Here is a 22,403-nt window from a genome sequence, read left to right on the forward strand (position 1 = left end):
AAGAGGCTTCCTACATACTGACTTGCAGCATGCAGAGCAAGCCTCATGTAGGGATAGCGCGAAATTTCTGCAACAGAAAAATGGCAGAAACCCGGCGAGCGGGTTTCTTTCTCGAGACTGTATTCCGATTAAAATGGCTTAACGATCACCAGTATGACGATCAGAATCATCAAAATCGTCGGCACTTCATTGATGATTCGCCAGTGTTTGGCCGAGCGCATATTGCGGTCTTCAGCAAAAAGTCGGGTCGACTTGGCGAGATAGCCGTGCAGGCCGGACATCAGCACGACCAGCAGCAGTTTTGCATGCAGCCAGCCACCCTGGAAACCGAAGATTTCCCAAGCCATCCAGAGACCGGCAATCCAGGTCACGATCATGGCCGGATTGATGATGAAGCGCAGCAACCGTTTCTCCATCACCTTGAAGGTCTCCGATGTTTCGGAACCAGGCTTTGCAGCGCAGTGATAGACGAAGAGGCGCGGCAGATAGAGCATCCCCGCCATCCATGCGATGACGGCAATCACATGCAGCGACTTGATCCAGAGATAGGCGTCGGCTGGATTCACGTGAAACAATGCCCAAACGCCAAGCGCGACCACAACCAGCGAAACAACAGTGCGAATGGCGACTGCCGAGCCGCGATTTTCCGGAGCTGTCTGGCTCATGATTTTCCTCCGCGAATACGGTCGATCATGCGCTGAACATTTTCAATCGGCGCCTGCGGTGTGATTCCGTGACCGAGATTGAAGATCAGCGGACCCTGGCCGAGGCGTTCGAGAATGGTGTCCACGCCTTCATCCAGCGCATTGCCGCCTGCTACAACGCGCAGCGGATCGAGATTGCCCTGTATCGCGCCTTCTTCCTGAAGGGCGGCAGCAAAGGAAAAGGGAACGGACCAGTCGAGACCGAGCGCATCCACACCGGTTTTTTCGCGATAGCCTGCATAAAGCATTCCTGCCCCTTTCGGAAAGCCGATGATGCGCGCCTCCGGATAAACCGCCCTCACCTTCTGGACGATCCGGGCAACGGGCCGGATGCAGAAACGTTCAAAGCAGTCCTCATCCAAAACGCCCGACCATGAATCGAAAATCTGAACCGCATCAGCACCGGCATCCAGCTGCTCGATAAGATATTCGGCAGAAACATCGGCAAGATCGTTCAGGAGCTTTTCAAAAGCTTCGGGGAAGCGATAGGCGAAAAGACGGGCGGGTGCCTGATCCGGCGTGCCGTGACCGGCAATCATATAGGTCGCAACGGTCCAGGGAGCGCCACAGAAGCCCAGCAGCGTGGTTTCATCGGGCAACTGCTCGCGCAGCAGCCGAACCGTCTCGTAGACCGGCTCCAGCCTTTTGGCGACACCTTCCGTCTCAAGCCAGAAAATCTCGTCCGCATCAATCGGTGTCATCAAAGGTCCCTTGCCTTCTTCAAAGCGAAGGTCACGTCCAAGGGCGTGGGGGATGACAAGAATATCTGAAAAGAGAATGGCTGCATCAAAGCCAAACCGGCGGATCGGCTGAAGGGTCACTTCGACAGCAAGATCGGGCGAATAGCAGAGATCGAGAAAGCTCCCCGCCTTTTTCCGCGTCTCGCGATATTCGGGAAGATAGCGTCCGGCCTGGCGCATCATCCAGATGGGAGGTGGAAAGACCGTTTCACCGTCAATCACTCTCAAGACTTTGCGCTTCATCTGATTTTTATCCGCCCTGTTGGTTACCTGATCCGGTTTGGTCTGAAGTTATCCAGTCCGGCTCTCATAAAGAAAGGATGATTCAGGAATCTTTTGATTCTTAGAGTCTGTTGGAATCGGGGATTAAGGTCTGTCCCTGTTTTCCCCACAGTTCCGAATTTGCCATGTCATCCTGTGCAATCATTCACCGATAGTCTGACCAAATACAATGAAAACTCAATTCCCTCTTTTAATATAAAGGGTTACCAATTGACGCAGTTCATGAGGATTTGTGGAAAAGCTGGGAATTACGATGGGATTTCGCGTTTTCATGAGTCTTGTCCACACATGTTGATGACCACTCGCCACATGTTCGCCCGCTGTGGATGACTTGCCAAGTTTCCCACGGCCTGCCATGGCTTGTGGAAGACGTTCGGCCTTTACGCACAGCCGTCAACAGGAGGGCAACAAAACTGTGACCAGACCGCTTTCCTACTTTCATCTTCATCTTATTTCTGATGCGACGGGAGAGACTCTCCTCGCGGCGGGCCGTGCGGCAGCGGCGCAATATGCCAATGCGCGTGCCATCGAGCACATCTATCCGCTGATCCGTACCGAAAAGCAGTTGCGCAAGGTTCTTGAGGGCATCGATGCGGAACCCGGCATCGTTCTCTATACGATTGTCGACCAGAAGCTGGCGGCGATCATTGATGAATCCTGCGCGGAAATGGGCGTGCCGAGCGTTTCCGTGCTGGAGCCGGTGCTGAACACGTTTCAATCCTATCTCGGTGCGCCCGCGCATCGCCGCGCCAGCGCACAGCATGTTCTCAATGCCGATTATTTCCGGCGCATCGACGCGCTCAATTTCACAATGGAACATGATGACGGGCAATTGCCTTATGACATTGAGGAAGCCGACGTCATTCTTGTTGGCATTTCACGCACATCCAAGACACCGACAAGCATCTATCTCGCCAATCGTGGCATCAAGGCCACCAATGTTCCGATTGTGCTGGGGATTCCCTTGCCCGAAGTCCTTTTCACGGCGAAGCGTCCATTGATCGTGGGACTGGTCGCGACGGCTGAACGGATTTCGCAAATCCGCCAGAACCGGCCGCTCGGCAATGTGCCGTCGCTGGATACGGGTCTTTATACGGATCGCGTATCGATCTCGGAAGAACTGGCCTATGCGCGTAATATATGCAACCGAAACGGCTGGCCAATCATTGATGTATCGCGCCGGTCGATCGAGGAAACCGCAGCTGCCATTCTGGCGCTGCTCCGCGCGCATAACGAAAAGGGATAAACAAGGATTCCTGTCATGACGGACAAACTCGTTCTTGCCTCTAAAAGCCCCTTCCGTTCGGCGTTGCTGAAGAATGCCGGCATAGAGTTTTCAACAGCAAGCGCGGATATCGACGAGCGCGCGGTCGAAGCCCCACTTTATGAAACGGGCGCTACGCCGGAAGAAGTCGCACAGGTTCTGGCCGAGGCGAAGGCGCTCGACGTAAGCGAGAAGAACCCCGGCGCGGTGGTGATCGGCTGCGATCAGACTCTGTCACTCGGTGACGAGATTTTCCACAAGCCCGCCGATATGGAAGCGGCGCGCCGCCAGCTTCTGAAATTTTCCGGAAAGACCCATCAGCTCAACAGTGCGGTTGTGCTTGTGAAGGACGGCAAAACCCTGTGGCGCCACGTTTCGATTGCCCGCATGACCATGCGCGATCTGGATCCCGGTTTTGTCGGGCGTTATCTCGGTCGTGTGGGGGACATCGCGCTTTCGAGCGTCGGCGCATATCAGGTCGAAGGACCGGGCATCCAGCTTTTCGACAAGATCGAAGGCGATTATTTCACGATTGTCGGTCTGCCGCTGCTGCCGCTGCTGGCTGAACTGCGGAAGGAAAAACTGATCGATGGCTAAGAAGGCGTTTGTCACCGGCTTTCCGATAAAACATTCGCGGTCGCCGCTGATCCATGGTTTCTGGCTTGATGAACTTGGGATCGACGGTTCTTATGAGGCGATAGAAGTGAAGCCGGAGGATTTCGGCTTCTTTGCTTCGTCGCTTGCCGAAAACGGTTTTGCCGGTGGCAATGTCACCATTCCCCACAAGGAAGCAGCCTATGCTGCGGTGGAAAGTCTGGATGAGGCCGCGAAGGCCATCGGCGCGGTCAACACGCTTTGGCTTGAAAATGGCAGGCTCAATGGCGGCAATACCGATGCCTATGGTTTTGCCGCCAATCTCGATGCATCGGCTTCCGGCTGGGATAATGCCGACAGTGCCCTCGTTCTGGGCGCTGGTGGCGCAAGCCGGGCAATCGTCCACGCGCTGTTGTCGCGCGGCTTTAAGAAAGTCGCCATCGTCAATCGCACGGTGAGTCGGGCGCAAGATCTCGCAACCCATTTCGGACCACGTGTCTCGGCGTATGGCTGGGATGCGGCGCAAAAACTGGTCTCCGACGCCGGATTGATCGTCAACACGACATCGCTTGGCATGAGCGGCCATGACGAGCAGGAAGTATTTCCGCTCGATCTTGGCAAGGCGTCGCGAAAGGCAGTCGCCACCGATATTGTTTATGTACCGCTCAAGACGCCATTTCTGAAAAAGGCCGAAGAAGCAGGTCTGGTGACAGTGGATGGTCTTGGCATGTTGCTGCATCAGGCCGTTCCAGGTTTCGAGTGCTGGTTCGGCAAAAGGCCGCTAGTGACGAAAGCGCTGCGTGAGCATATTCTGGCGGATATGGCAAAGGCTGGCGCTCTATGATCGTGCTCGGATTAAGTACATGAGCACCGGAAGCGCAGAAAAACGCCATTTGCAGCAAGGCATGGCGACTTTTGGAACAGATACTATGATCGTGCTCGGATTAACCGGCTCCATCGGAATGGGGAAAACAACGGCGGCGAACATGTTCGCCGAAGCCGGTGTGCCGATCTATAGCGCCGACGACACCGTGCACCAGCTCTATTCCGGTCGCGCGGCCCCGCTGATCGAGGCTGCGTTTCCGGGCACTGTGGAAAACGGTGCGGTCAATCGGGAAAAACTTTCCGCTGCCGTCATCGGAAAGCCCGAAGCCCTGAAGAAACTGGAAGCCATCGTTCATCCGCTTGTGCGTGAGGAAGAAGAAGCCTTTCGCCGCAATGCGGAGCAAGCTGGCGCCGCTCTGGCACTGATCGATATTCCGCTGCTTTTTGAAACCGGCGGCGACAAGCGTGTGGACAAGATCGTGGTTGTCTCAGCCCCTGCCGAGATACAGCACATTCGCGTGCTTGCGCGACCGGGCATGACGGAAGAAAAACTCGATGCCATTCTCGCCCGTCAGACGCCGGATGCGGAAAAGCGTGCGAGAGCCGATTTCATTATCGATACGAGCGGTAGTTTCGACAATCTGCGCCGTCAGATTACCGAAATTGTTGCGGAATTGAGTGGAAAGCCGGCGGTCGCGACAGAATAATCGCGGGCGCTGTGTTACAGCTGTTCGAGATATTTTCCGAGAGGTTCTTCAATGCGTGAAATCGTTTTCGATACGGAAACCACCGGTCTGGAAAGGCTCGAGGACCGTGTGATCGAAATCGGCGGCGTGGAACTGATCAACAAGTTTCCCACAGGCCGCACTTTCCATAAATACATCAACCCGCAGGGGCGTCAGGTTCATCCCGAAGCGCTCGCGGTCCACGGCATCAGCAATGAACAATTGCTGGACAAGCCGACATTCGCGGAAGTTCTGGACGAGTTTCTCGAATTTTTCGACGGGGCCAAGCTCGTGGCACACAATGCCATGTTCGACCTTGGCTTCATCAATGCTGAACTGGCAAGGCTCGGACAGGCTGAAATCCAGTCGGAGCGCATCATCGATACATTGGCGCTTGCCCGCCGCAAGCATCCGATGGGTCCGAATTCACTCGACGCCTTGTGCAAGCGCTACGGCATCGAGAATGGACACCGTACCCTGCACGGGGCATTGCTCGATTCCGAGATTTTGGCCGAAGTCTATATAGAACTGATCGGCGGCAAGCAGACCGCGCTTGGGCTCAGCATGGGCGGTGCTGTCAGCGGCAACAATGCCGGAGAGAGCGGCGCTGCCATCGTTCTTGCCGCGCGCCCGAGGCCGCTTGCCCCACGCATTTCCGATGCGGAGCGCGCGGCTCACGCTGCACTTGTGGACAAGCTGGGCGAAAAAGCTATCTGGAAAAAGTACTGAGTAAGTCTCAGAAGCGGATATGAAAAAAGCCCGGTCGAAACCGGGCTTTTTTGCAGTTAGAGCATTTCCAGCAAAAGTGCGAAGCGGTTTTGCGTCGGATAATGCGTACAAACAAAGAGATAGAGCGGTTCCACGGCTCTGCTTTAACTGGAACCGCGCTATCGTCTGAAATGATCAGCTCTTTACAGCGGACTTGGCCTGTTCTTCGGCCATCCGCTGCTGGAACATCTGCGCGAAATCGATCGGGTCGATCATCAGTGGCGGGTAGCCACCGTTGCGCGTTGCGTCGGCAATGATCTGGCGAGCGAACGGGAACAGAAGACGCGGGCATTCGATGAACAGAAGCGGAAGCATGTGCTCCTGCGGGATGCCCTGAATGCGGAACACGCCGCCATAGACGAGCTCGGTGTTGAAAAGGACGTCCTTGCCGTCAACAGCCTTGGCTTCCAGCGTCAGCACAACGTCGAAATCCGTTTCGGAAAGCGGGTTGGCGTTTACGTTCACGTTGATGTTGATGGACGGTGCCTTCTCGCGCGGACGCAGCGACAGCGGCGCGCCCGGGCTTTCGAAGGACAGGTCCTTCACATACTGCGCCAGAATGTTGAGGGACGGCTCGGCCGTCGCGCCATTGCCGTTCTTTACTTCGCCCGCGGCCTTATCGCTCATTATCGGTATGCCTTCTATCGGTGATTAAAACTTTTGCGCTTCCAGCGCAGTCTACGCAGACTGCCCCGAAAGGTCGGAATGTTTGGCTAGCATGTGCGCGGGCATGAGGCAAGAAAGGCTTTTTAGGTTAGTATTTGCGTATTCATTGATCTTTACGGTCGTCTTTCCATGGCGAGTTTTCATTCGGCCTGGTGGTATAATCCTCTGGATCGAGATCGATGACATGGTCCTGACGTGGATTTGAACCGGGACGCTGTTGCCCGTAGCCGTCCGAATAGCGCGCGGATGTCGCAACGACCATGCGGCCGCGCATGAATTTTTCCCACATGAAATCACGGATGAACGGAATGAACAGCAGAATGCCGATGGTGCTGCTGACAAAGCCGGGCACGATCAGCAGGATCGCCGCCAGAACCAGCATGGCGCCATGCACCATTTCGCGATCCGGCACGCGTCCAGCAGCCGTTTCGGTACGGATACGCTGCAAAAGCCCGATGCCCTGTACGCGCAGCAGAAAGAAACCCAGCATTGCGCTCAGAATAACGAGGCCCAAAGTCGCGAAAACGCCGATCTTGCTGCCGATAATGACGAAACCGGCAATTTCGATGAAAGGCATCGCCAGCATGACGAGAGGGGCGAGAGAGGAGGACACGTAAGTTACGACCTTTGTTGTTTGGTTTCAGCGTTTCAATTTAATCCGAATTGTAACTTTTTCAGGTTTGGAACGAAATTGAAACTGTCTGTCATGCAATATCAAATAGGTATGCATGATCGGGATTTGAATGATGACGTAAGCCGATCTATATGTATGAGATACAAACTAGGGATAAGGAAAGGCGAAATGCCTGATCCTTCAATCAGCGGCAGGCGGCATGGAATTTTTTGATTTTGGCACGATATTCTTCTTCATCGCAGCGGTGATCATCTTTCTCCAGCTGAGGAATGTTCTTGGCCGTCGTACCGGAAGTGAAAAACCGCCCTTCGATCCTTACACATCAGCCCGCAGTGCCGATGCTGCACCGGCAAGCGGTGAGACGGATAATGTCGTCTCTCTGCCACGTCGTCCGGGCGAAAAAGATTTCACCGCCATCGACAAGGCCGCTCCGGTCGGCACGCCGGTCAATGATGGCATGCGCGCGATTTACGCTGCCGATCCTTCGTTCGATCCGGCCGGTTTCGTGGAAGGCGTGAAGATCGCCTATGAAATGATTGTGATGTCCTTTGCCGATGGCGATCGCAAGGTTCTGAAAAATCTGCTTTCCAAGGATGTCTTCGAGGGCTTTGTTTCAGCTATCGACGACCGCGAAACCCGTGGCGAAAGCGTGCGTTCGTCCTTTGTCGGGATCGACAAGGCGGAAATCGCCGGTGCTGAGATGAAGGGGTCGGAAGCGCACGTAACGGTCAATATCGTCAGCCAGATGATTTCATCCACCTTTGACAAGGACGGCAAGCTGATCGACGGTGATCCGGAAAACGTGCTCGAGATCAAGGATCTCTGGACCTTTGCCCGCGACACACGATCGCGTGATCCAAATTGGAAGCTTGTCGCGACTGAAGCGGAAGATTAAGAGAAAACATGTGAATCCGGCCGCGATAGCGCATCCCGAAAAGTGTGAAACGCCTACGCAGGGAAATCAGTCCACTGGACTGATTTCTGATCCTGCTTCGATCGGAAAAGATGCGCGTTTCAAAAAATCAGCGGCCTTTTTGTTTGTGCATAGTTAGACGGATGCGGCGATGAACGACTTGGCGAGGATTTTGCGCCCGGTGGCTTTTTCCGATTGTCCGGGCTGGAACCGGGACGATCAGTCCGCGGCATTCGCTGCGTTTCGCCGTTCTGCCGACTATGCGGCCCACCAGACTTACAAAAGCGGCAGTCTCGGCATCTGTTTCGAAGCGTTGGGGCCGATCTTTGCGGCTGCACGCAGCCTCGACAATCCGGGTGTGGAAGAAGCGCGCGCTTTCTTCGAACAGAATTTTATCCCCTGCCGGATCGTTCCCGATCAGGGCAAAGGCTTTGTGACCGCTTTCTATGAACCGGAGATCGAAGCCTCCCTTGAGGCCGACACCCGGTTCAAGGTGCCCTTCCTGCGCCAGCCCGATGACCTCGTGAAAGTGACAGATGAAAGCCGTCCAATCGGACTTGATCCGTCCTTTGCCTTTGCGCGCCGGACGGAAAACGGCCTTGCCGAATATGACGACCGCCAGACAATCGAGCAGGGAAGTCTTTCCGGGCGTGGGTTGGAAATCGCTTTTGTCGCCGACCGGGTCGATGCCTTTTTCGCGCATGTGCAAGGTGCAGCACGCCTGAAACTGCGCGATGGCGGGTTGCTGCGCATTACATATGCAGCCAAATCCGGCCATCCGTTTACAGGCATCGGCCGCATTCTGGTTGCCAATGGCGAAATCCCGGCTTCAGAAATTTCCATGCAGTCGATCCGACGCTGGCTGGCCGAGCATCCGGATAAGGCCGACGATCTCATCTGGCAGAACCGGTCCTACATTTTCTTCCGGGAAGCTTCTGTGGACGACCCGGATGCCGGACCTATTGCGGCTGCAAAAGTTCCGCTGACCGCCGGGCGTTCGCTTGCTGTCGACAAATTGCTCCACACATTCGGGACGCCGATCTACGCCAGTGCTCCCAATGTCACGGTCTTTGACGGCGAACCCTTTGCACGCCTGATGATCGCGCAGGATACGGGAACGGCCATTGTCGGCCCTGCCCGCGGCGATCTGTTCGCGGGCTCTGGCGACACGGCAGGCGAGATCGCCGGTGGTGTAAAGGACGATGCTGACTTTTATGCGCTGGTGCCGCGCAGGCTTCTGGAGGCTTGAACGGGATGGCGCGTAACACCGACAAGCCGGAAAAGGATTATCTGCGGCCCGAAGACCGCATCCTGTGGGAGACGGTCGCGAAAACCGCAAAGCCGCTGATAAAGCCAAAGGCGAGTGAGGACGAACTTCCCGACTTCAAATCCCTGATGGCGGAAGAAGAAAAACGCCCTGCCAAGGCGAAGGTTCAGCCTGCAGTGGAAGCGAGCAAACCGAAGAAGGGTTTGTCGGCGCTCAGCGAAATGCAGATTCAATCACTCGACAAGCCGACGCATCGAAAGATCGCCAAAGGTCGTGTCGATATTGAAGCCCGCATCGATCTGCACGGTCTCACGCAGGGAGAGGCGCACGGCCTGCTCTACGGATTTCTGGTCAGCGCACATGCACGTGGCCTGCGTCACGTCATGGTTATTACCGGCAAAGGCCGTTCATTCGGCAGCGAAGGGATTTTGCGACAGGCGGTGCCGCACTGGTTTTCCACACCGCTGTTCCGGCTTCTGGTGAGTGCCTATGAGGATGCGGCGCGTCATCATGGCGGGCATGGCGCCCTCTATGTAAGGCTTCGCCGCCAGACGCAAACCATGGCACAGCAAACCGTATTGCCCGGGGGGAGCAGACCGCGATGACGCCATTTGGAATACGCTTGCGCGAGTTGCGGGAAGAACGCGGCGTAACGCAGAAGGATATGGCGGCAGCGCTTCGCGTTTCACCGGCCTATCTGTCAGCGCTGGAACATGGCCGGCGCGGCCAGCCGACCTGGGACCTGCTTCAGCGCATCATCACCTATTTCAATATCATCTGGGACGAAGCGGAAGAGTTGCAGAACCTCGCCGCCGTGTCGCATCCGCGCGTGGTGATCGATACGTCGGGCCTGTCGCCGCAGGCAACAGAACTCGCCAATCTTCTGGCGCGCAATATCCGCATCATCGACCGCGAGACGATCAGGCATCTGAGTGAGGAAATAGAGGCGGCGCGAAAGCGCCGCCGCGGTATCAAGCCTGTTCAAGTTGATTAAAGCGCATCCCGAAAAGTGTGAAACGCCTACGCAGGGAAATCAGTCCACTGGACTGATTTCTGATCCTGCTTCGATCGGAAAAGATGCACGTAGAAACAAATGATCAGAGCGCCGATCTGATCCAATCAGATCGAAACGCGCTCTAGTGGATTGAATTTGACGTTTGATACCCGTCCGATATTAATCCCGTTTCAAACGTCAAATTCGAAAAACCCACTAGAAAAGCGCTTTCAGCTCATCAAGCTTCGAATTGACCAGCCATCCATAGTAGTTTTCCTGCGGTAGCAAAGGTTCCTGACCGTCCGCCTTTCGCTTGGCGTTTTCGTTGGCAAGCGCTCGTGCGCGTGCTTCGGCACCGCCCGTATTATAGAGCGTGGCGGTCAGGCCGGGATTCTTCGAAATGTCGAAGTCGGCGATCTGGCGGTAGGAGTTGATCGACTGTTTCAGCGTCGCCGCAATGTAGGGCAGCGTCAGATCGGGGTCCATGATCGTCTTGTAGACGACATTGCCGTCTTCTGCGTTGAGCTTGGGCAGACCGGAAACGCGGTTCACCATGTCGGACATCTGCAATGCTGTCAGCGGATTGATCTGGCCAAGACCGAATGTCTGCCCGGCATAGAAGGGCTGGAAGAAGACCGCGCTGAAACGATTGTTGGGATAAGCGTTGCCACCGACAGATTTGCCGCGGAAGTTCTTATTCCAGACATTCTCGCGGCAGGACCATAGCGAATAGCTGTCCTTGTGTTTCAGGCAGTCGGCAAATTCCGGCCGCTTGATGAACTGGCCGATGCTTTCACCATTGTAGCCGAAGCTCACGCCCTGGTTCACATAGGACATGGCCTTGACGTAATAGGTCTGCAGCCGGTCATAGACGTCGACATTATAGGTATGCTCGCCGACGATGGCGCCGACTATATGAATGGGATCGATGCCATAGGCGGCTGCCGTTGAGCGGATCTTGGAACGCAGCGAGGCATCCTTTTTCAGGAGATTGTAGATCTTCTGATACTTCTTCTCGTACGTCGTGCTCAGCTCACGCGTGCGCTTGGCGGATGCGCCGGGAATTGGCGGCTGTTCCGCACTGCGATTGCCCGGAGGCACGACCGTCGCTGCATAGGCGCTCTGGCTGGCAAGGCTGAGGGCCAGGACAAATCCAACAAAAATGCGTCGCGGCTTTGCGCCCATTATTCTGATCATTGTGTGGAAACGGTCCTGATATGGTGAATATTCGGTAAAAGTTGCGGGGAAAATAAAAAACCCCCCGATGCAAGTCGAGGGGTTTTTGCAGTATTTGCGAAAGTGAACTCGCGCCGTGGCTTTATGGCCACTTTTACAAGATGAAGCGCGACAGATCGGTGTTCTTGGCAAGGCTGCCGATCTTGTCCTTTACATAGGCCGCGTCGATGACGAAAGTTGCACCGGTCTTGTCGGGCGCGGTGTATGAAATCTCATCGAGAACACGTTCCATCACCGTCTGCAACCGGCGCGCACCGATGTTTTCAACCGTCGCATTGAGATCGACAGCGATATCGGCCAGAGCGTCGATGGCGTCATCGGTGATCTCCAGCTTCACCTCTTCCGTTTCCATCAGTGCGATGTACTGCTTGATCAGGCTTGCCTCGGTCTCCGTCAGGATGCGGCGGAAATCTTCGCGTGTCAGCGCATTAAGCTCGACACGGATCGGCAGACGGCCCTGCAGTTCCGGCAGAAGATCGGACGGCTTGGATACGTGAAACGCACCGGATGCGATGAACAGCACGTGGTCGGTCTTCACCGGCCCGTATTTGGTCGCAACGGTCGTGCCTTCGACCAGCGGCAGCAGATCGCGTTGCACGCCTTCGCGCGACACACCGGCACCCATACCGCCTTCCCGCGATGCGATCTTGTCGATCTCGTCGATGAACACGATGCCTTCGTCTTCGGTGACGCGAAGCGCTTCCTGAACGATCTGGTCCTGATCCAGAAGCTTGTCGGATTCATCATTGATCAGGATCGGATAGGAATCCTTCACCGTGGTCTTGCGCGTCTTGGTGCGCCCGCCCATGGCCTTGCCCAGCATGTCGGACAGGTTCATGACACCAATATTGGCGCCCGGCATGCCCGGAATTTCAAAGCTTGGGCCGGAGCCGGCATCGGCGACCTCGATTTCGATTTCCTTGTCGTCCATTTCGCCATTGCGCAGCTTCTTGCGGAAACTGTCACGCGTGGCGGGGCTGGCGGTCTTGCCGACCAGTGCATCCAGCACGCGTTCTTCCGCATTGAGATGCGCCTTGGCCTTCACATCGTCGCGACGCTTTTCACGGACGAGCGTGATGGCAACTTCGACGAGATCGCGGACGATCTGCTCGACGTCACGGCCGACATAGCCGACTTCGGTGAACTTGGTTGCTTCCACCTTGACGAAAGGCGCACCGGCCAGCTTTGCGAGGCGGCGGGAAATTTCCGTCTTGCCGACGCCGGTCGGTCCGATCATCAGGATGTTTTTCGGCATGACCTCTTCGCGCATCTGGCCTTCGAGCTGCTGGCGGCGCCAGCGATTGCGAAGGGCGATAGCGACCGCGCGCTTGGCGTCGTTCTGGCCGATGATGAAGCGGTCGAGTTCGGAGACGATTTCACGGGGAGAGAAATTACTCATAATTATAACCCACTTTGCCACTGCTTGATGAACTCGAACGGATGCAGCAGCATGATCACGTTGAGCGTAAGATTGTCGCGAATGACGATCAGCGCCAGAACTTCAAAGAACAGCGCGATGGCGACGGTTATTTTCGTTGGCAGTTTGGCTGCGATCAGAAAGCCGATCAGGGCGGCAACCGTGTCGGCAACCGAATTCACGATGCTGTCACCGAAATAGTCCACCGAGGACGTATTGGCGCGATAGCGTTCGATGATGAAGTTCGAATTCTCGACCAGTTCCCATACGGCTTCGATGCCGACCGCAGCCGCAAGTCTCAAGCCGAGCGGGGCTTTGGGTGCGATGACCGTGAACAGCCAGTAGAACAGAAAGCCATGGATGATATGCGACAGCGTATACCAGTCGGATATATGCTGCGAATTTTCGGTCATCAGCGAACCCGACCATAATTTTATGGTCCCGCATTCGCACATGGCGATCCGCCCGTCGAAGTAAAGCCAGGCGGCTTGCACTGCGAGTATGGCAAGAACGATCAGGGCGCCCAGGCCCCAGCGTTGCGCACTCGGTTTTGAGGCCTGCGCGAGCGAACTCATTCTGCGTCCAGGCTTTCCACGATGATATTGTGGTTGGTGTAGATGCAGATATCGGCGGCGATATCCATCGCCTTGCGGGCGATTTCTTCGGCTGACTTGTCCGTATCGACCAGCGCGCGGGCAGCGGCCAGCGCATAATTGCCGCCCGAACCGATGGCCATGACGCCGTGTTCGGGTTCAAGCACGTCGCCGGTGCCCGTCAGCGCCAGCGTTACCTTGCTGTCGGCAACCAGCATCATGGCTTCCAGCTTGCGCAGATAGCGGTCGGTGCGCCAGTCCTTGGCGAGTTCGACCGAAGCGCGCATGAGCTGGTCGGGATATTGTTCCAGCTTCGCTTCGAGGCGTTCCAGAAGGGTGAAGGCGTCTGCGGTGGCTCCGGCAAAACCGGCAATCACATTGCCCTTGCCGATGCGGCGAACCTTTCGCGCATTGCCCTTCATGACGGTATTGCCGAGCGAAACCTGTCCGTCGCCGGCGATAACGACCTTGTTACCCTTGCGCACGGTGACGATGGTCGTGCCGTAAATTGTCGTGGGATGATGTTCGATCATGGATGCTCCTTTGGCGGCACATGCAATCCCGGAAGGCAATTGCAGGTGCCCCTTCATCTATTGAAGAAACAGGTTCCGTCAGCCATTGGCGGATGAATCGTGCTTCGCTGAGAATATTTAAGAACGTACGGACGAATTGCAAATGCCGAATTGCAGCTTGCCAAACCGGCAAAAGGAATTGGCAAACTGGGCAAGCTGTTCTAGAACGCCTCCAAGCTATTGAATGAGGAAAGCTTATGACTGCAGAAAGCACCCGCAAGGCAAGCATCGAGCGCTCGACCAAGGAAACGAGCATTGCCGTTTCCGTCGATCTGGACGGCGTTGGCAAGTTCGACATCACCACCGGTGTCGGCTTCTTCGATCACATGCTGGAGCAGCTTTCCCGACATTCGCTCATCGATATGCGTGTCATGGCCAAGGGCGACCTGCATATTGACGATCACCACACGGTCGAGGACACCGGCATTGCGCTCGGTCAGGCCATTGCCAAAGCATTGGGCGAGCGCCGCGGTATCGTGCGCTATGCCTCGATGGACCTGGCCATGGACGATACGCTGACCGGCGCTGCCGTCGATGTATCCGGGCGCGCCTTTCTGGTCTGGAACGTCAATTTCACGACATCCAAGATCGGCACGTTCGATACCGAGCTGGTGCGCGAATTCTTCCAGGCTTTCGCGATGAATGCAGGCATCACACTCCACATCAACAATCATTATGGTGCCAACAACCACCATATTGCGGAATCGATCTTCAAGGCGGTGGCCAGGGTTCTGCGCACGGCGCTGGAAACCGATCCGCGCCAGAAGGATGCAATTCCCTCCACCAAGGGTTCGTTAAAGGGATAGGTCCCGAACGGAAGGACAGGTCATGGCGCAATATGTCGTGCTGGAACCGAGGGATAGTAAAGCAATTTCAGGAAAAGTGGACACCGGTTTTCGGTCCGAAATTGCGACTGAAAAAAGCGCTGAAAAGGCCGTCTTCGTGCGCGACGGATTCCATGTACTGGCGCTGGTCTTGCCCTTCGTCTGGCTTCTGACCCAGCGTCTGTGGTTTGAAGCTTTTGCTGTTCTGGGCATTACAATCCTGCTCGGGCTTGCCGGAGCTTACTTTGGCATCGCCGATGCGGTTCCGCTTCTGACCCTGCTGGTATCGCTGTTTGTGGCGCTGGAAGGCGTCAACTGGAAGATCGCCAAGCTCAGGCGTCAGGGTTTTGTCGAAAAAGCGGTCATTGATGCCTCCGATCTGGAAGAAGCAGAGATCCGCTATTTCTACAGCCTCGAAGATGCGGCCCGGCCAGCAACCTCTCTTGCGGACAAGCCTGCTCCGGAATGGGCGCAGCAGCCCCCTCGTCCCACCTATTCCTCATTTGGCTCGACGATCGGGTTTGTCGGCCATCGCGGAGAAAACTGAAAATGCGTGTTGCAATCATCGATTACGGCTCCGGCAATCTGCGCTCGGCCACCAAGGCTTTTGAGCGTGCGGCGCATGAGAGTGGTATCGCGGCAGAAATAGAACTGACGGCGGATGCCGACCGAGTGGCGACGGCTGACCGTATCGTGCTTCCGGGCGTTGGCGCCTACGCCGATTGCCGTCGCGGCCTTCATGCCGTACCGGGCATGGTGGAAGCACTGGAAGATGTGGTTCTGAAGAAGGCGCACCCCTTCCTTGGCATTTGCGTCGGCATGCAGCTCATGTCGGAGCGCGGCCTTGAAAAGGAAGTGACCGAGGGCCTTGGCTGGATTGCGGGCGATGTGCGTGGAATGACACCGTCCGATCCTTCGCTGAAAATTCCGCAGATCGGCTGGAACAGGATTCACGTGAAACATTCTCACCCGGTCTTCGAAGGTATCGAGACCGGCGAGAACGGCTTGCACGCCTATTTCGTGCATTCCTATATGTTCGATGCGAAGAACAAGGCTGACGTGCTGGCCGTTACTGAATATGGCGGCGATGTCACTGCAACGGTTGGCCGCGACAATATGGTGGGAACCCAGTTCCATCCTGAAAAGAGCCAGCTGCTCGGCCTTTCGCTCATTGCCAATTTCCTGAAATGGAAGCCCTGACATTATGATCCTTTTTCCCGCCATCGATTTGAAAGACGGTCAATGCGTGCGCCTGAAGCTCGGCGACATGGATCAGGCCACCGTCTATAATGAAGACCCGGCTGCACAGGCCAAAGCCTTTGAGGATCAGGGCTTTGAATGGCTGCATGTGGTTGATCTCAACGGTGCCTTTGCTGGCGAAAGCGTCAACGGCAAGGCTGTGGAAGCGATCCTCAAAGCCACGAAAAATCCGGTGCAGCTCGGGGGCGGTATCCGCACGCTCCAGCATATCGAGAACTGGCTTTCCAAGGGATTGCGCCGCGTCATTCTTGGTACGGTCGCCGTGCGCGATCCAGCATTGGTGATAGAGGCCTGCAAGGCATTTCCGGGTCGGGTTGCTGTCGGCATCGATGCCAAGGGCGGCTATGTCGCCGTTGAAGGCTGGGCAGAAGCGTCTGAACTGGGCGTGATCGAACTCGCGAAAAAGTTTGAAGGCGCAGGCGTTGCCGCCATCATCTATACCGACATTGATCGCGACGGCGTTCTGGCTGGCATCAACTGGGATTCGACGCTCGGCCTCGCAGATAGCGTTTCCATCCCGGTGATCGCATCGGGCGGCCTCGCCTCGATGGATGACATCAAACGTCTTGCCGCTCCTGATGCCCGCAAGCTGGAAGGCGCGATTTCCGGTCGCGCGCTTTACGATGGCCGCATCGATCCGGCAGAAGCATTATCCCTGTTGAGGGCCGCAGTATGACACTCAAAGCACGCGTAATTCCTTGCCTCGATGTTAAAGACGGCCGCTCCCGCCTGCCCGCAGCGAACAGTCCGGCAAAGGCCGGACAGCGAGGACAGGCAAAACTGAAAAGAGACGCGGCAGATCGAGGACAACCATGCTGAAAGCAAGAGTGATACCGTGCCTCGATGTGAAGGACGGACGCGTCGTCAAGGGCGTGAACTTTGTCGATCTGATCGATGCGGGTGATCCGGTGGAAGCTGCCCGCGCTTATGATGCGGCGGGCGCGGACGAACTGTGCTTCCTCGACATCACGGCGTCTTCGGACAATCGCGAGACAATTTTCGATGTGATCGCCCGTACAGCGGAACAGTGCTTCATGCCGCTCACTGTTGGCGGTGGCGTGCGTCAGGTTGCCGATATTCGCAAGCTGCTTCTGGCCGGTGCAGACAAGGTTTCGATCAACACGGCTGCGGTGAAGAACCCGGAATTTGTTGCAGAAGCTGCTGACAAATTCGGTGACCAGTGCATCGTGGTTGCCATCGACGCCAAGAAGGTTTCGGGCGAAGGTGAAGCCGACCGTTGGGAAATCTTCACCCATGGCGGACGCCAGACAACCGGCATCGACGCGGTGGAGTTTGCGCAGCAGGTGGTGAGCCTCGGCGCCGGTGAAATCCTGCTGACCTCGATGGATCGCGACGGAACCAAGGCCGGTTACGACGTGGCACTGACGCGAGCCGTGGCTGACAGCGTGCGCGTTCCGGTAATCGCTTCGGGTGGTGTCGGCAATCTCGATCACATGGTGGCGGGCATTCGTGACGGTCATGCGACCGCAGTTCTCGCAGCATCCATCTTCCACTTCGGCACCTATACGATTGGCGAGGCCAAACGCTATATGGCCGAAGCTGGCATCCCGATGCGGCTCGATCCGGTCCGTTAAAGAGCAAGATTTAAGGAAATCCGATGACTGAGTTCACACTTTCCGACCTTGAACGCATCGTCGCGGAGCGTGCCGGCATGACGGACGGCTCGTCTTATACTGCAAGCCTTGTTGCCAAGGGACAGACACGGGCCGCGAAAAAGCTCGGTGAAGAAGCCGTGGAAACGGTCATTGCCGCCGTTGAGGGCAACCGCGCGGAAATGGTCACCGAAAGCGCTGACCTGCTTTATCATCTGCTGGTGGTTCTCAAGATTGCGGACGTACCGCTCAATGAGGTTCTTGCAGAATTGCAACGCCGCACGGCGCAGACTGGTCTTGAGGAAAAGGCCGGTCGTCCGAAAGCATAAATGCAAAGCGAATTGAAAGCTGCTAGTGCAGAATTGGCGTTGAGGGAGAGCAGCGACAATATGTGGGAAAAAGTGGACCAGCTAACGCCGTCGCGTTACTCGCCTTACCGTTTCTTTTCGGCTGAGGAATGGGCGGGCTTTCGCGCCGACACGCCGCTCACTTTGACTTATGACGAGGTCAAACGGCTGCGCTCGCTGGGCGATCCTATCGATCTCGATGAGGTGCGGCGCATCTATCTGTCGCTGTCGCGATTGCTGTCGGCGCATGTGGAGGCAAGCCAGCTTCTGTTCGAGCAGCGCAAGCAGTTCCTCAACATGGAAGAGTCGTTCAAGACACCGTTCATCATCGGCATTGCCGGTTCGGTTGCAGTCGGCAAATCCACGACTGCGCGTATCCTGAAAGAGCTTCTTGCACGCTGGCCATCGAGCCCGAAGGTCGATCTGGTGACGACCGACGGTTTTCTCTACCCCAATGCGGTCCTGCGCGAGCAGAACATGATGGAGCGCAAGGGTTTTCCCGAAAGCTACGATGTCGGTGCGGTCTTGCGCTTTCTGTCAGCGATCAAGGCAGGCATGAGCCAGGTGCGTGCGCCGCTCTATTCGCATCTGAGCTACGACGTATTGCCGGGCGAATATCAGATCGTCGACAAGCCGGATATTCTGATCTTTGAAGGCATCAATGTGCTGCAGGTGCGCGATCTGCCGGAAGACGGCAAGATGGTGCCCTTCGTCTCCGATTTCTTCGACTTCTCGATCTATATCGATGCGGAATCGCAGCTGATCCACAAATGGTATATCGACCGCTTCATGCGGCTGCGGGAGACTGCTTTCGTCAATCCGGAATCCTTCTTCCATCGCTATTCGCAGCTTTCGGAAGATGCGGCGCGTTCGATTGGCGAAGGACTGTGGAACAATATCAACCTGAAGAACCTCAAGGATAATATCCTGCCGACGCGCCCGCGCGCCGATCTGATCCTGCGCAAGGGCAGCGATCACCTGATCGAGGAAGTGGCGCTGAGAAAAATATAAAAGCGGAAGATATAGTAACGACAATGCCGCAAACGTTGCGCATGTATCAAGTGGATGCCTTCACCGACTGCCTGTTTGGTGGCAATCCGGCAGCCGTTCTCATTCTCGACGCGTGGCTGTCCGACCATCTGATGCAGGCAATCGCCAGCGAGAACAATCTGGCGGAAACGGCTTTTGCCTGCCGCGACGGGGATAGCTGGCGTTTGCGCTGGTTCACCCCAACGACGGAAGTCGATTTCTGCGGCCATGCCACGCTGGCGACGGCGCATGTCCTTGCTGCACATTATGATGTTGAAGGGGATATGGATTTTGAAACCCGCGTCGGCCCGATCCGGGTTTCTCGTTCGGGCAGCGGTTATGTCCTCGACATTCCGTGTTTTCCGCCGCAACCATTGGCGGAACTGCCGACCTCCATCGCTCCGCTTTTTGACAGATCGGACGGGAGCCGGTTCTTCCGCAATTTTGAGAACATCTTCGTTGAGGTTGCAGACGAGGCGTCCGTACGCGTTTTCGTCCCTGACTTGCCGCAGATTGCGAAACTGGGACCCGTCGGTCTAGTTGTCACGGCAAAGGGCGTGTCGCATGATTTTGTCTCGCGCTATTTCGTACCTGGCGCGGGCATTCCCGAAGATCCCGTCACCGGGTCGATTCACGCTACGCTTGTACCCTATTGGAGCCGGAAATTGGGAAAGAACCGACTGCATGCACAGCAGGTGTCGGCACGTGGCGGACATCTTCTTTGCGAACTGAAAGACGACCGCGTCCTGCTTGCGGGCAAGGCCGTCACCTTCATGGCGGCGGAAATCTATCTGCCGGATGTTGATGGCGGAGAGTTTCCGCCCCGTGGTTCCTTTTAATCGTAAGAAACCTTGCCGCGGCCCTTCTTGATGTCGGATCGTCCGGACTTGGCCTTGAGGCGGCGTTCGACGGAGCCTTTTGTGGGCCTGGTCTTCTTGCGTGGCGGCGGCGGTGGTTCGGCAGCTTTGGCAATAAGCGCGATCAGCCGTTCGCGCGCATCCTCCCGGTTACGCTCCTGGGTGCGGAAACGATTGGCCTCGATCAGAATATCGCCGTCCTTGGTACCTTTCTGTCCGGCAAGCTTGAAGAGCCGTGACAGGATATCTTCCGGCAGACCTGCTCTCACGGCATGAAAGCGCAGCTGCACGGCAGTCGAAACCTTGTTGACGTTCTGACCGCCCGGCCCGGAGGCACGAATGAAGCTCTCCTCCAGATCGTCTTCACGGATCGTCAGGCGATTGGTGATGCGGATGATGTTCCGGTTCTCTTCCATGACGAGGAGATATACCGCTTTGTATCCCTTATACAAAAGAAAAACCCGGCCTTTCAGCCGGGCTCTCCCTCCTCCTCAGGATGGTAAAAGCATGTCTCCAAAAAGTGGGAACCGGTTTTTGAATAAAGACATGCGTAGAAAAGCTATTCCGCAGCGATACGGATCGCTGGCGCCGCGTCCTTTACCTCGTGATCGACATGGCTTTCGAATTTCTCGAAATTCGTGACGAACATGTCGACAAGCTTCTTGGCCTGCGCGTCATAGGCAGCCTTGTCGGCCCAGGTCGAGCGCGGATCGAGAATGGACGTGTCCACACCCGGTACGTCGACCGGAACCGCGAAGCCGAAATTCGGATCGATGCGGAATTCGGCATCGTTCAGCGAACCGTCAAGCGCGGCGGCGAGCAGAGCGCGGGTTGCCTTGATCGGCATGCGCTTGCCGACGCCGTAAGCACCACCGGTCCAGCCGGTATTGACCAGCCAGCAATCGACCTTGTGCTCGGCGATCAGCTTGCGCAGAAGATTGCCATATTCCGACGGATGGCGCGGCATGAACGGTGCGCCGAAGCAGGTCGAGAAGGTCGCTTCCGGTTCGGTCACGCCCTTTTCGGTACCGGCGACCTTAGCCGTGTAGCCGGACAGGAAGTGGTACATGGCCTGTGCTGGCGTCAGCTTGGCAATCGGAGGCATTACGCCGAAGGCATCGGCGGTGAGCATGATGATGTTCTTCGGCTGGCCGCCCTTGCCCGACTTCGATGCATTCGGGATGAAATCGAGCGGATAGGCGCAGCGGGTGTTTTCCGTCAGCGAGCCGTCGTCGAAATCCGGCTGGCGGTTCTCATCGAGAACGACATTTTCCAGCACCGTGCCGAAACGCTGCGTCGTCGCGTAGATTTCCGGCTCCGCTTCGGCGGACAGACGGATGGTTTTGGCGTAGCAGCCGCCTTCGAAGTTGAAGATGCCATGTTCGCCCCAGCCATGCTCGTCATCGCCGATCAGCGTACGGGTCGGATCTGCCGAAAGCGTGGTCTTGCCGGTGCCGGACAGGCCGAAGAAGACGGCGGTGTCGCCGTTCGGGCCTTCATTGGCCGAGCAGTGCATCGGCATCACACCCTTCGCAGGCAGGATGTAGTTGAGTGCGGTGAAAACCGACTTCTTCATCTCGCCGGCATAGGACGTGCCGCCGATCAGTACGATCTTGCGGGTCAGGTCGACCGCGATCACGGTTTCAGTGCGCACGCCATAGCGTTCCGGATCCGCCTTGAAGGATGGCAGGTCGATAATCGTCATTTCCGGCACGTAGGAAGCGAGCGCTTCCTGTTCCGGACGGATCAGAAGATTGCGAATGAACAGCGAATGCCAGGCATACTCGGTGATGACGCGGGCATTGATCTTGTTGTCGGCATCGGCGCCGCCGATGAGATCCTGAACGAAAAGCTCCTTGCCCTTCGCATGGTCGATGAAATCGGCATAAAGAAGCTCGAAGGCCTCGCGGCTCATCGGCTTGTTGTTGTCCCACCAGACATGACCTTCCGTGTCGGCATCGCGGACGACGAACTTGTCTTTCGGCGAACGGCCCGTGTGCTGTCCGGTGCGTGCGACAAGCGCACCCTGCGCCGACAGTTCGGCTTCGCCCCGGCGAACGGTTTCCTCATAAAGCCGGGCGGCCCCAAGGTTGTAAAAGACTGCGGAGATTTCCTTCAGTCCTGAAGTGGCAATGGAAGCGGCCGTGTTGTGAATGCCGGTCTCTCTCATGATGTCTCCGCCATATGGTTTGACAATTGATCGGTCTCGTTTCGCGCCTACCAGATTGATCGCGAAACTGAGGATGGCAGTCAGAAACAGATTAATCGTGGCAATTCAA

General features: G+C 56.4%; 27 protein-coding genes. 17 read left to right on the plus strand and 10 right to left on the minus strand.

What is annotated here, in order from left to right; all coding sequences use genetic code 11:
* Positions 1-128: 128 nt before the first annotated feature.
* Together hemJ and hemE are read right to left on the minus strand one after the other, a co-directional pair.
* On the minus strand, positions 129-665 hold the full coding sequence (gene hemJ / locus ABDF71_RS00820) for a protoporphyrinogen oxidase HemJ (RefSeq protein WP_010657651.1): 537 nt from the start codon (positions 663-665) through the stop codon (positions 129-131).
* On the minus strand, positions 662-1,687 hold the full coding sequence (gene hemE, locus ABDF71_RS00825) for a uroporphyrinogen decarboxylase (RefSeq protein ID WP_010657652.1): 1,026 nt from the start codon (positions 1,685-1,687) through the stop codon (positions 662-664). Before hemE ends, hemJ begins: the two co-directional genes overlap by 4 nt.
* A gap of 454 nt (positions 1,688-2,141) precedes the next feature.
* Here hemE and ABDF71_RS00830 point away from each other — a divergent pair, with 454 nt between their 5' ends.
* The 5 genes from ABDF71_RS00830 to dnaQ all read left to right on the plus strand — a co-directional run bounded on the left by ABDF71_RS00830 (position 2,142) and on the right by dnaQ (position 5,863).
* The gene (locus ABDF71_RS00830) at positions 2,142-2,972 is read left to right on the plus strand and encodes a pyruvate, water dikinase regulatory protein (RefSeq protein WP_029926309.1); all 831 of its coding nucleotides are present in this window, start codon (positions 2,142-2,144) and stop codon (positions 2,970-2,972) included.
* A gap of 15 nt (positions 2,973-2,987) precedes the next feature.
* Positions 2,988-3,587 carry a Maf-like protein gene (locus tag ABDF71_RS00835; protein WP_500060825.1) on the plus strand — a complete coding sequence of 200 codons (600 nt, stop codon included), beginning with the start codon at positions 2,988-2,990 and terminating at the stop codon, positions 3,585-3,587.
* Positions 3,580-4,428 carry a shikimate dehydrogenase gene (locus tag ABDF71_RS00840; RefSeq protein ID WP_151615983.1) on the plus strand — a complete coding sequence of 283 codons (849 nt, stop codon included), beginning with the start codon at positions 3,580-3,582 and terminating at the stop codon, positions 4,426-4,428. Before ABDF71_RS00835 ends, ABDF71_RS00840 begins: the two co-directional genes overlap by 8 nt.
* An 85-nt stretch (positions 4,429-4,513) precedes the next feature.
* Positions 4,514-5,116, plus strand: a complete 603-nt coding sequence (gene coaE, locus ABDF71_RS00845; RefSeq protein ID WP_010657656.1) for a dephospho-CoA kinase — start codon at positions 4,514-4,516, stop codon at positions 5,114-5,116.
* Between the two features lie 51 nt (positions 5,117-5,167).
* Positions 5,168-5,863, plus strand: coding sequence for a DNA polymerase III subunit epsilon (gene dnaQ / locus ABDF71_RS00850; protein WP_010657657.1), 696 nt, complete (start codon positions 5,168-5,170; stop codon positions 5,861-5,863).
* Positions 5,864-6,037: 174 nt separating this feature from the next.
* Here the strand turns inward: dnaQ and secB are convergent, their stop codons facing one another.
* Positions 6,038-6,529, minus strand: a complete 492-nt coding sequence (gene secB / locus ABDF71_RS00855) for a protein-export chaperone SecB (protein ID WP_010657658.1) — start codon at positions 6,527-6,529, stop codon at positions 6,038-6,040.
* 142 nt (positions 6,530-6,671) lie between these two features.
* Positions 6,672-7,181 (minus strand): FxsA family protein, encoded by a 510-nt coding sequence (locus ABDF71_RS00860; RefSeq protein WP_010657659.1) that lies wholly within the window; start codon positions 7,179-7,181, stop codon positions 6,672-6,674.
* 220 nt (positions 7,182-7,401) lie between these two features.
* Between ABDF71_RS00860 and ABDF71_RS00865 the strand changes: the two genes are divergently transcribed.
* From ABDF71_RS00865 to ABDF71_RS00880, 4 genes are all read left to right on the plus strand, one after another.
* Positions 7,402-8,097: a Tim44/TimA family putative adaptor protein gene (locus ABDF71_RS00865; protein WP_010657660.1), complete on the plus strand. Its 696-nt coding sequence runs from the start codon at positions 7,402-7,404 to the stop codon at positions 8,095-8,097.
* A gap of 169 nt (positions 8,098-8,266) precedes the next feature.
* On the plus strand, positions 8,267-9,364 hold the full coding sequence (mltA, locus tag ABDF71_RS00870; protein WP_151615985.1) for a murein transglycosylase A: 1,098 nt from the start codon (positions 8,267-8,269) through the stop codon (positions 9,362-9,364).
* Between the two features lie 5 nt (positions 9,365-9,369).
* The gene (locus tag ABDF71_RS00875; RefSeq protein ID WP_010657662.1) at positions 9,370-9,987 is read left to right on the plus strand and encodes a Smr/MutS family protein; all 618 of its coding nucleotides are present in this window, start codon (positions 9,370-9,372) and stop codon (positions 9,985-9,987) included.
* Positions 9,984-10,376 carry a helix-turn-helix transcriptional regulator gene (locus tag ABDF71_RS00880; protein ID WP_010657663.1) on the plus strand — a complete coding sequence of 131 codons (393 nt, stop codon included), beginning with the start codon at positions 9,984-9,986 and terminating at the stop codon, positions 10,374-10,376. Before ABDF71_RS00875 ends, ABDF71_RS00880 begins: the two co-directional genes overlap by 4 nt.
* A 216-nt stretch (positions 10,377-10,592) precedes the next feature.
* Here ABDF71_RS00880 and ABDF71_RS00885 read toward each other — a convergent pair whose 3' ends face one another.
* The 4 genes from ABDF71_RS00885 to hslV form a co-directional block, all read right to left on the minus strand.
* Positions 10,593-11,573 carry a DUF1402 family protein gene (locus ABDF71_RS00885; RefSeq protein WP_012091062.1) on the minus strand — a complete coding sequence of 327 codons (981 nt, stop codon included), beginning with the start codon at positions 11,571-11,573 and terminating at the stop codon, positions 10,593-10,595.
* A 133-nt stretch (positions 11,574-11,706) separates the two neighbouring features.
* Complete coding sequence (gene hslU, locus ABDF71_RS00890; RefSeq protein WP_500060831.1) at positions 11,707-13,011, minus strand: ATP-dependent protease ATPase subunit HslU; 1,305 nt, start codon at positions 13,009-13,011, stop codon at positions 11,707-11,709.
* 2 nt (positions 13,012-13,013) lie between these two features.
* Positions 13,014-13,604, minus strand: a complete 591-nt coding sequence (locus ABDF71_RS00895; RefSeq protein ID WP_151615987.1) for a DUF2585 domain-containing protein — start codon at positions 13,602-13,604, stop codon at positions 13,014-13,016.
* Positions 13,601-14,155: an ATP-dependent protease subunit HslV gene (hslV, locus tag ABDF71_RS00900; protein ID WP_010657667.1), complete on the minus strand. Its 555-nt coding sequence runs from the start codon at positions 14,153-14,155 to the stop codon at positions 13,601-13,603. Before hslV ends, ABDF71_RS00895 begins: the two co-directional genes overlap by 4 nt.
* Before the next feature lie 236 nt (positions 14,156-14,391).
* Between hslV and hisB the strand changes: the two genes are divergently transcribed.
* From hisB to ABDF71_RS00940, 8 genes are all read left to right on the plus strand, one after another.
* Positions 14,392-15,000, plus strand: coding sequence for an imidazoleglycerol-phosphate dehydratase HisB (hisB, locus tag ABDF71_RS00905; protein ID WP_012091061.1), 609 nt, complete (start codon positions 14,392-14,394; stop codon positions 14,998-15,000).
* Between the two features lie 22 nt (positions 15,001-15,022).
* Positions 15,023-15,565, plus strand: a complete 543-nt coding sequence (locus ABDF71_RS00910) for a DUF2628 domain-containing protein (protein WP_500060834.1) — start codon at positions 15,023-15,025, stop codon at positions 15,563-15,565.
* Between the two features lie 2 nt (positions 15,566-15,567).
* The gene (hisH, locus tag ABDF71_RS00915; RefSeq protein WP_151615989.1) at positions 15,568-16,218 is read left to right on the plus strand and encodes an imidazole glycerol phosphate synthase subunit HisH; all 651 of its coding nucleotides are present in this window, start codon (positions 15,568-15,570) and stop codon (positions 16,216-16,218) included.
* A gap of 4 nt (positions 16,219-16,222) precedes the next feature.
* The gene (gene hisA, locus ABDF71_RS00920; protein WP_010657671.1) at positions 16,223-16,954 is read left to right on the plus strand and encodes a 1-(5-phosphoribosyl)-5-[(5-phosphoribosylamino)methylideneamino]imidazole-4-carboxamide isomerase; all 732 of its coding nucleotides are present in this window, start codon (positions 16,223-16,225) and stop codon (positions 16,952-16,954) included.
* A 136-nt stretch (positions 16,955-17,090) separates the two neighbouring features.
* Positions 17,091-17,873 carry an imidazole glycerol phosphate synthase subunit HisF gene (gene hisF, locus ABDF71_RS00925; protein ID WP_151615990.1) on the plus strand — a complete coding sequence of 261 codons (783 nt, stop codon included), beginning with the start codon at positions 17,091-17,093 and terminating at the stop codon, positions 17,871-17,873.
* A gap of 23 nt (positions 17,874-17,896) precedes the next feature.
* Positions 17,897-18,220 carry a phosphoribosyl-ATP diphosphatase gene (locus ABDF71_RS00930; RefSeq protein WP_151615991.1) on the plus strand — a complete coding sequence of 108 codons (324 nt, stop codon included), beginning with the start codon at positions 17,897-17,899 and terminating at the stop codon, positions 18,218-18,220.
* Between the two features lie 60 nt (positions 18,221-18,280).
* Positions 18,281-19,249, plus strand: a complete 969-nt coding sequence (gene coaA, locus ABDF71_RS00935) for a type I pantothenate kinase (RefSeq protein WP_010657674.1) — start codon at positions 18,281-18,283, stop codon at positions 19,247-19,249.
* 23 nt (positions 19,250-19,272) lie between these two features.
* Positions 19,273-20,106 carry a PhzF family phenazine biosynthesis protein gene (locus ABDF71_RS00940; RefSeq protein ID WP_151615992.1) on the plus strand — a complete coding sequence of 278 codons (834 nt, stop codon included), beginning with the start codon at positions 19,273-19,275 and terminating at the stop codon, positions 20,104-20,106.
* Here ABDF71_RS00940 and arfB read toward each other — a convergent pair.
* Positions 20,103-20,540 (minus strand): alternative ribosome rescue aminoacyl-tRNA hydrolase ArfB, encoded by a 438-nt coding sequence (arfB, locus tag ABDF71_RS00945; RefSeq protein ID WP_010657676.1) that lies wholly within the window; start codon positions 20,538-20,540, stop codon positions 20,103-20,105. The genes ABDF71_RS00940 and arfB overlap by 4 nt on opposite strands.
* Positions 20,541-20,683: 143 nt before the next feature.
* Positions 20,684-22,294 (minus strand): phosphoenolpyruvate carboxykinase, encoded by a 1,611-nt coding sequence (locus ABDF71_RS00950; RefSeq protein ID WP_151615993.1) that lies wholly within the window; start codon positions 22,292-22,294, stop codon positions 20,684-20,686.
* Positions 22,295-22,403 lie beyond the last annotated feature (109 nt).

The organism is Ochrobactrum sp. WV_118_8 (genome assembly GCF_039631535.1).
GTDB classification, from domain to species: domain Bacteria; phylum Pseudomonadota; class Alphaproteobacteria; order Rhizobiales; family Rhizobiaceae; genus Brucella; species Brucella anthropi.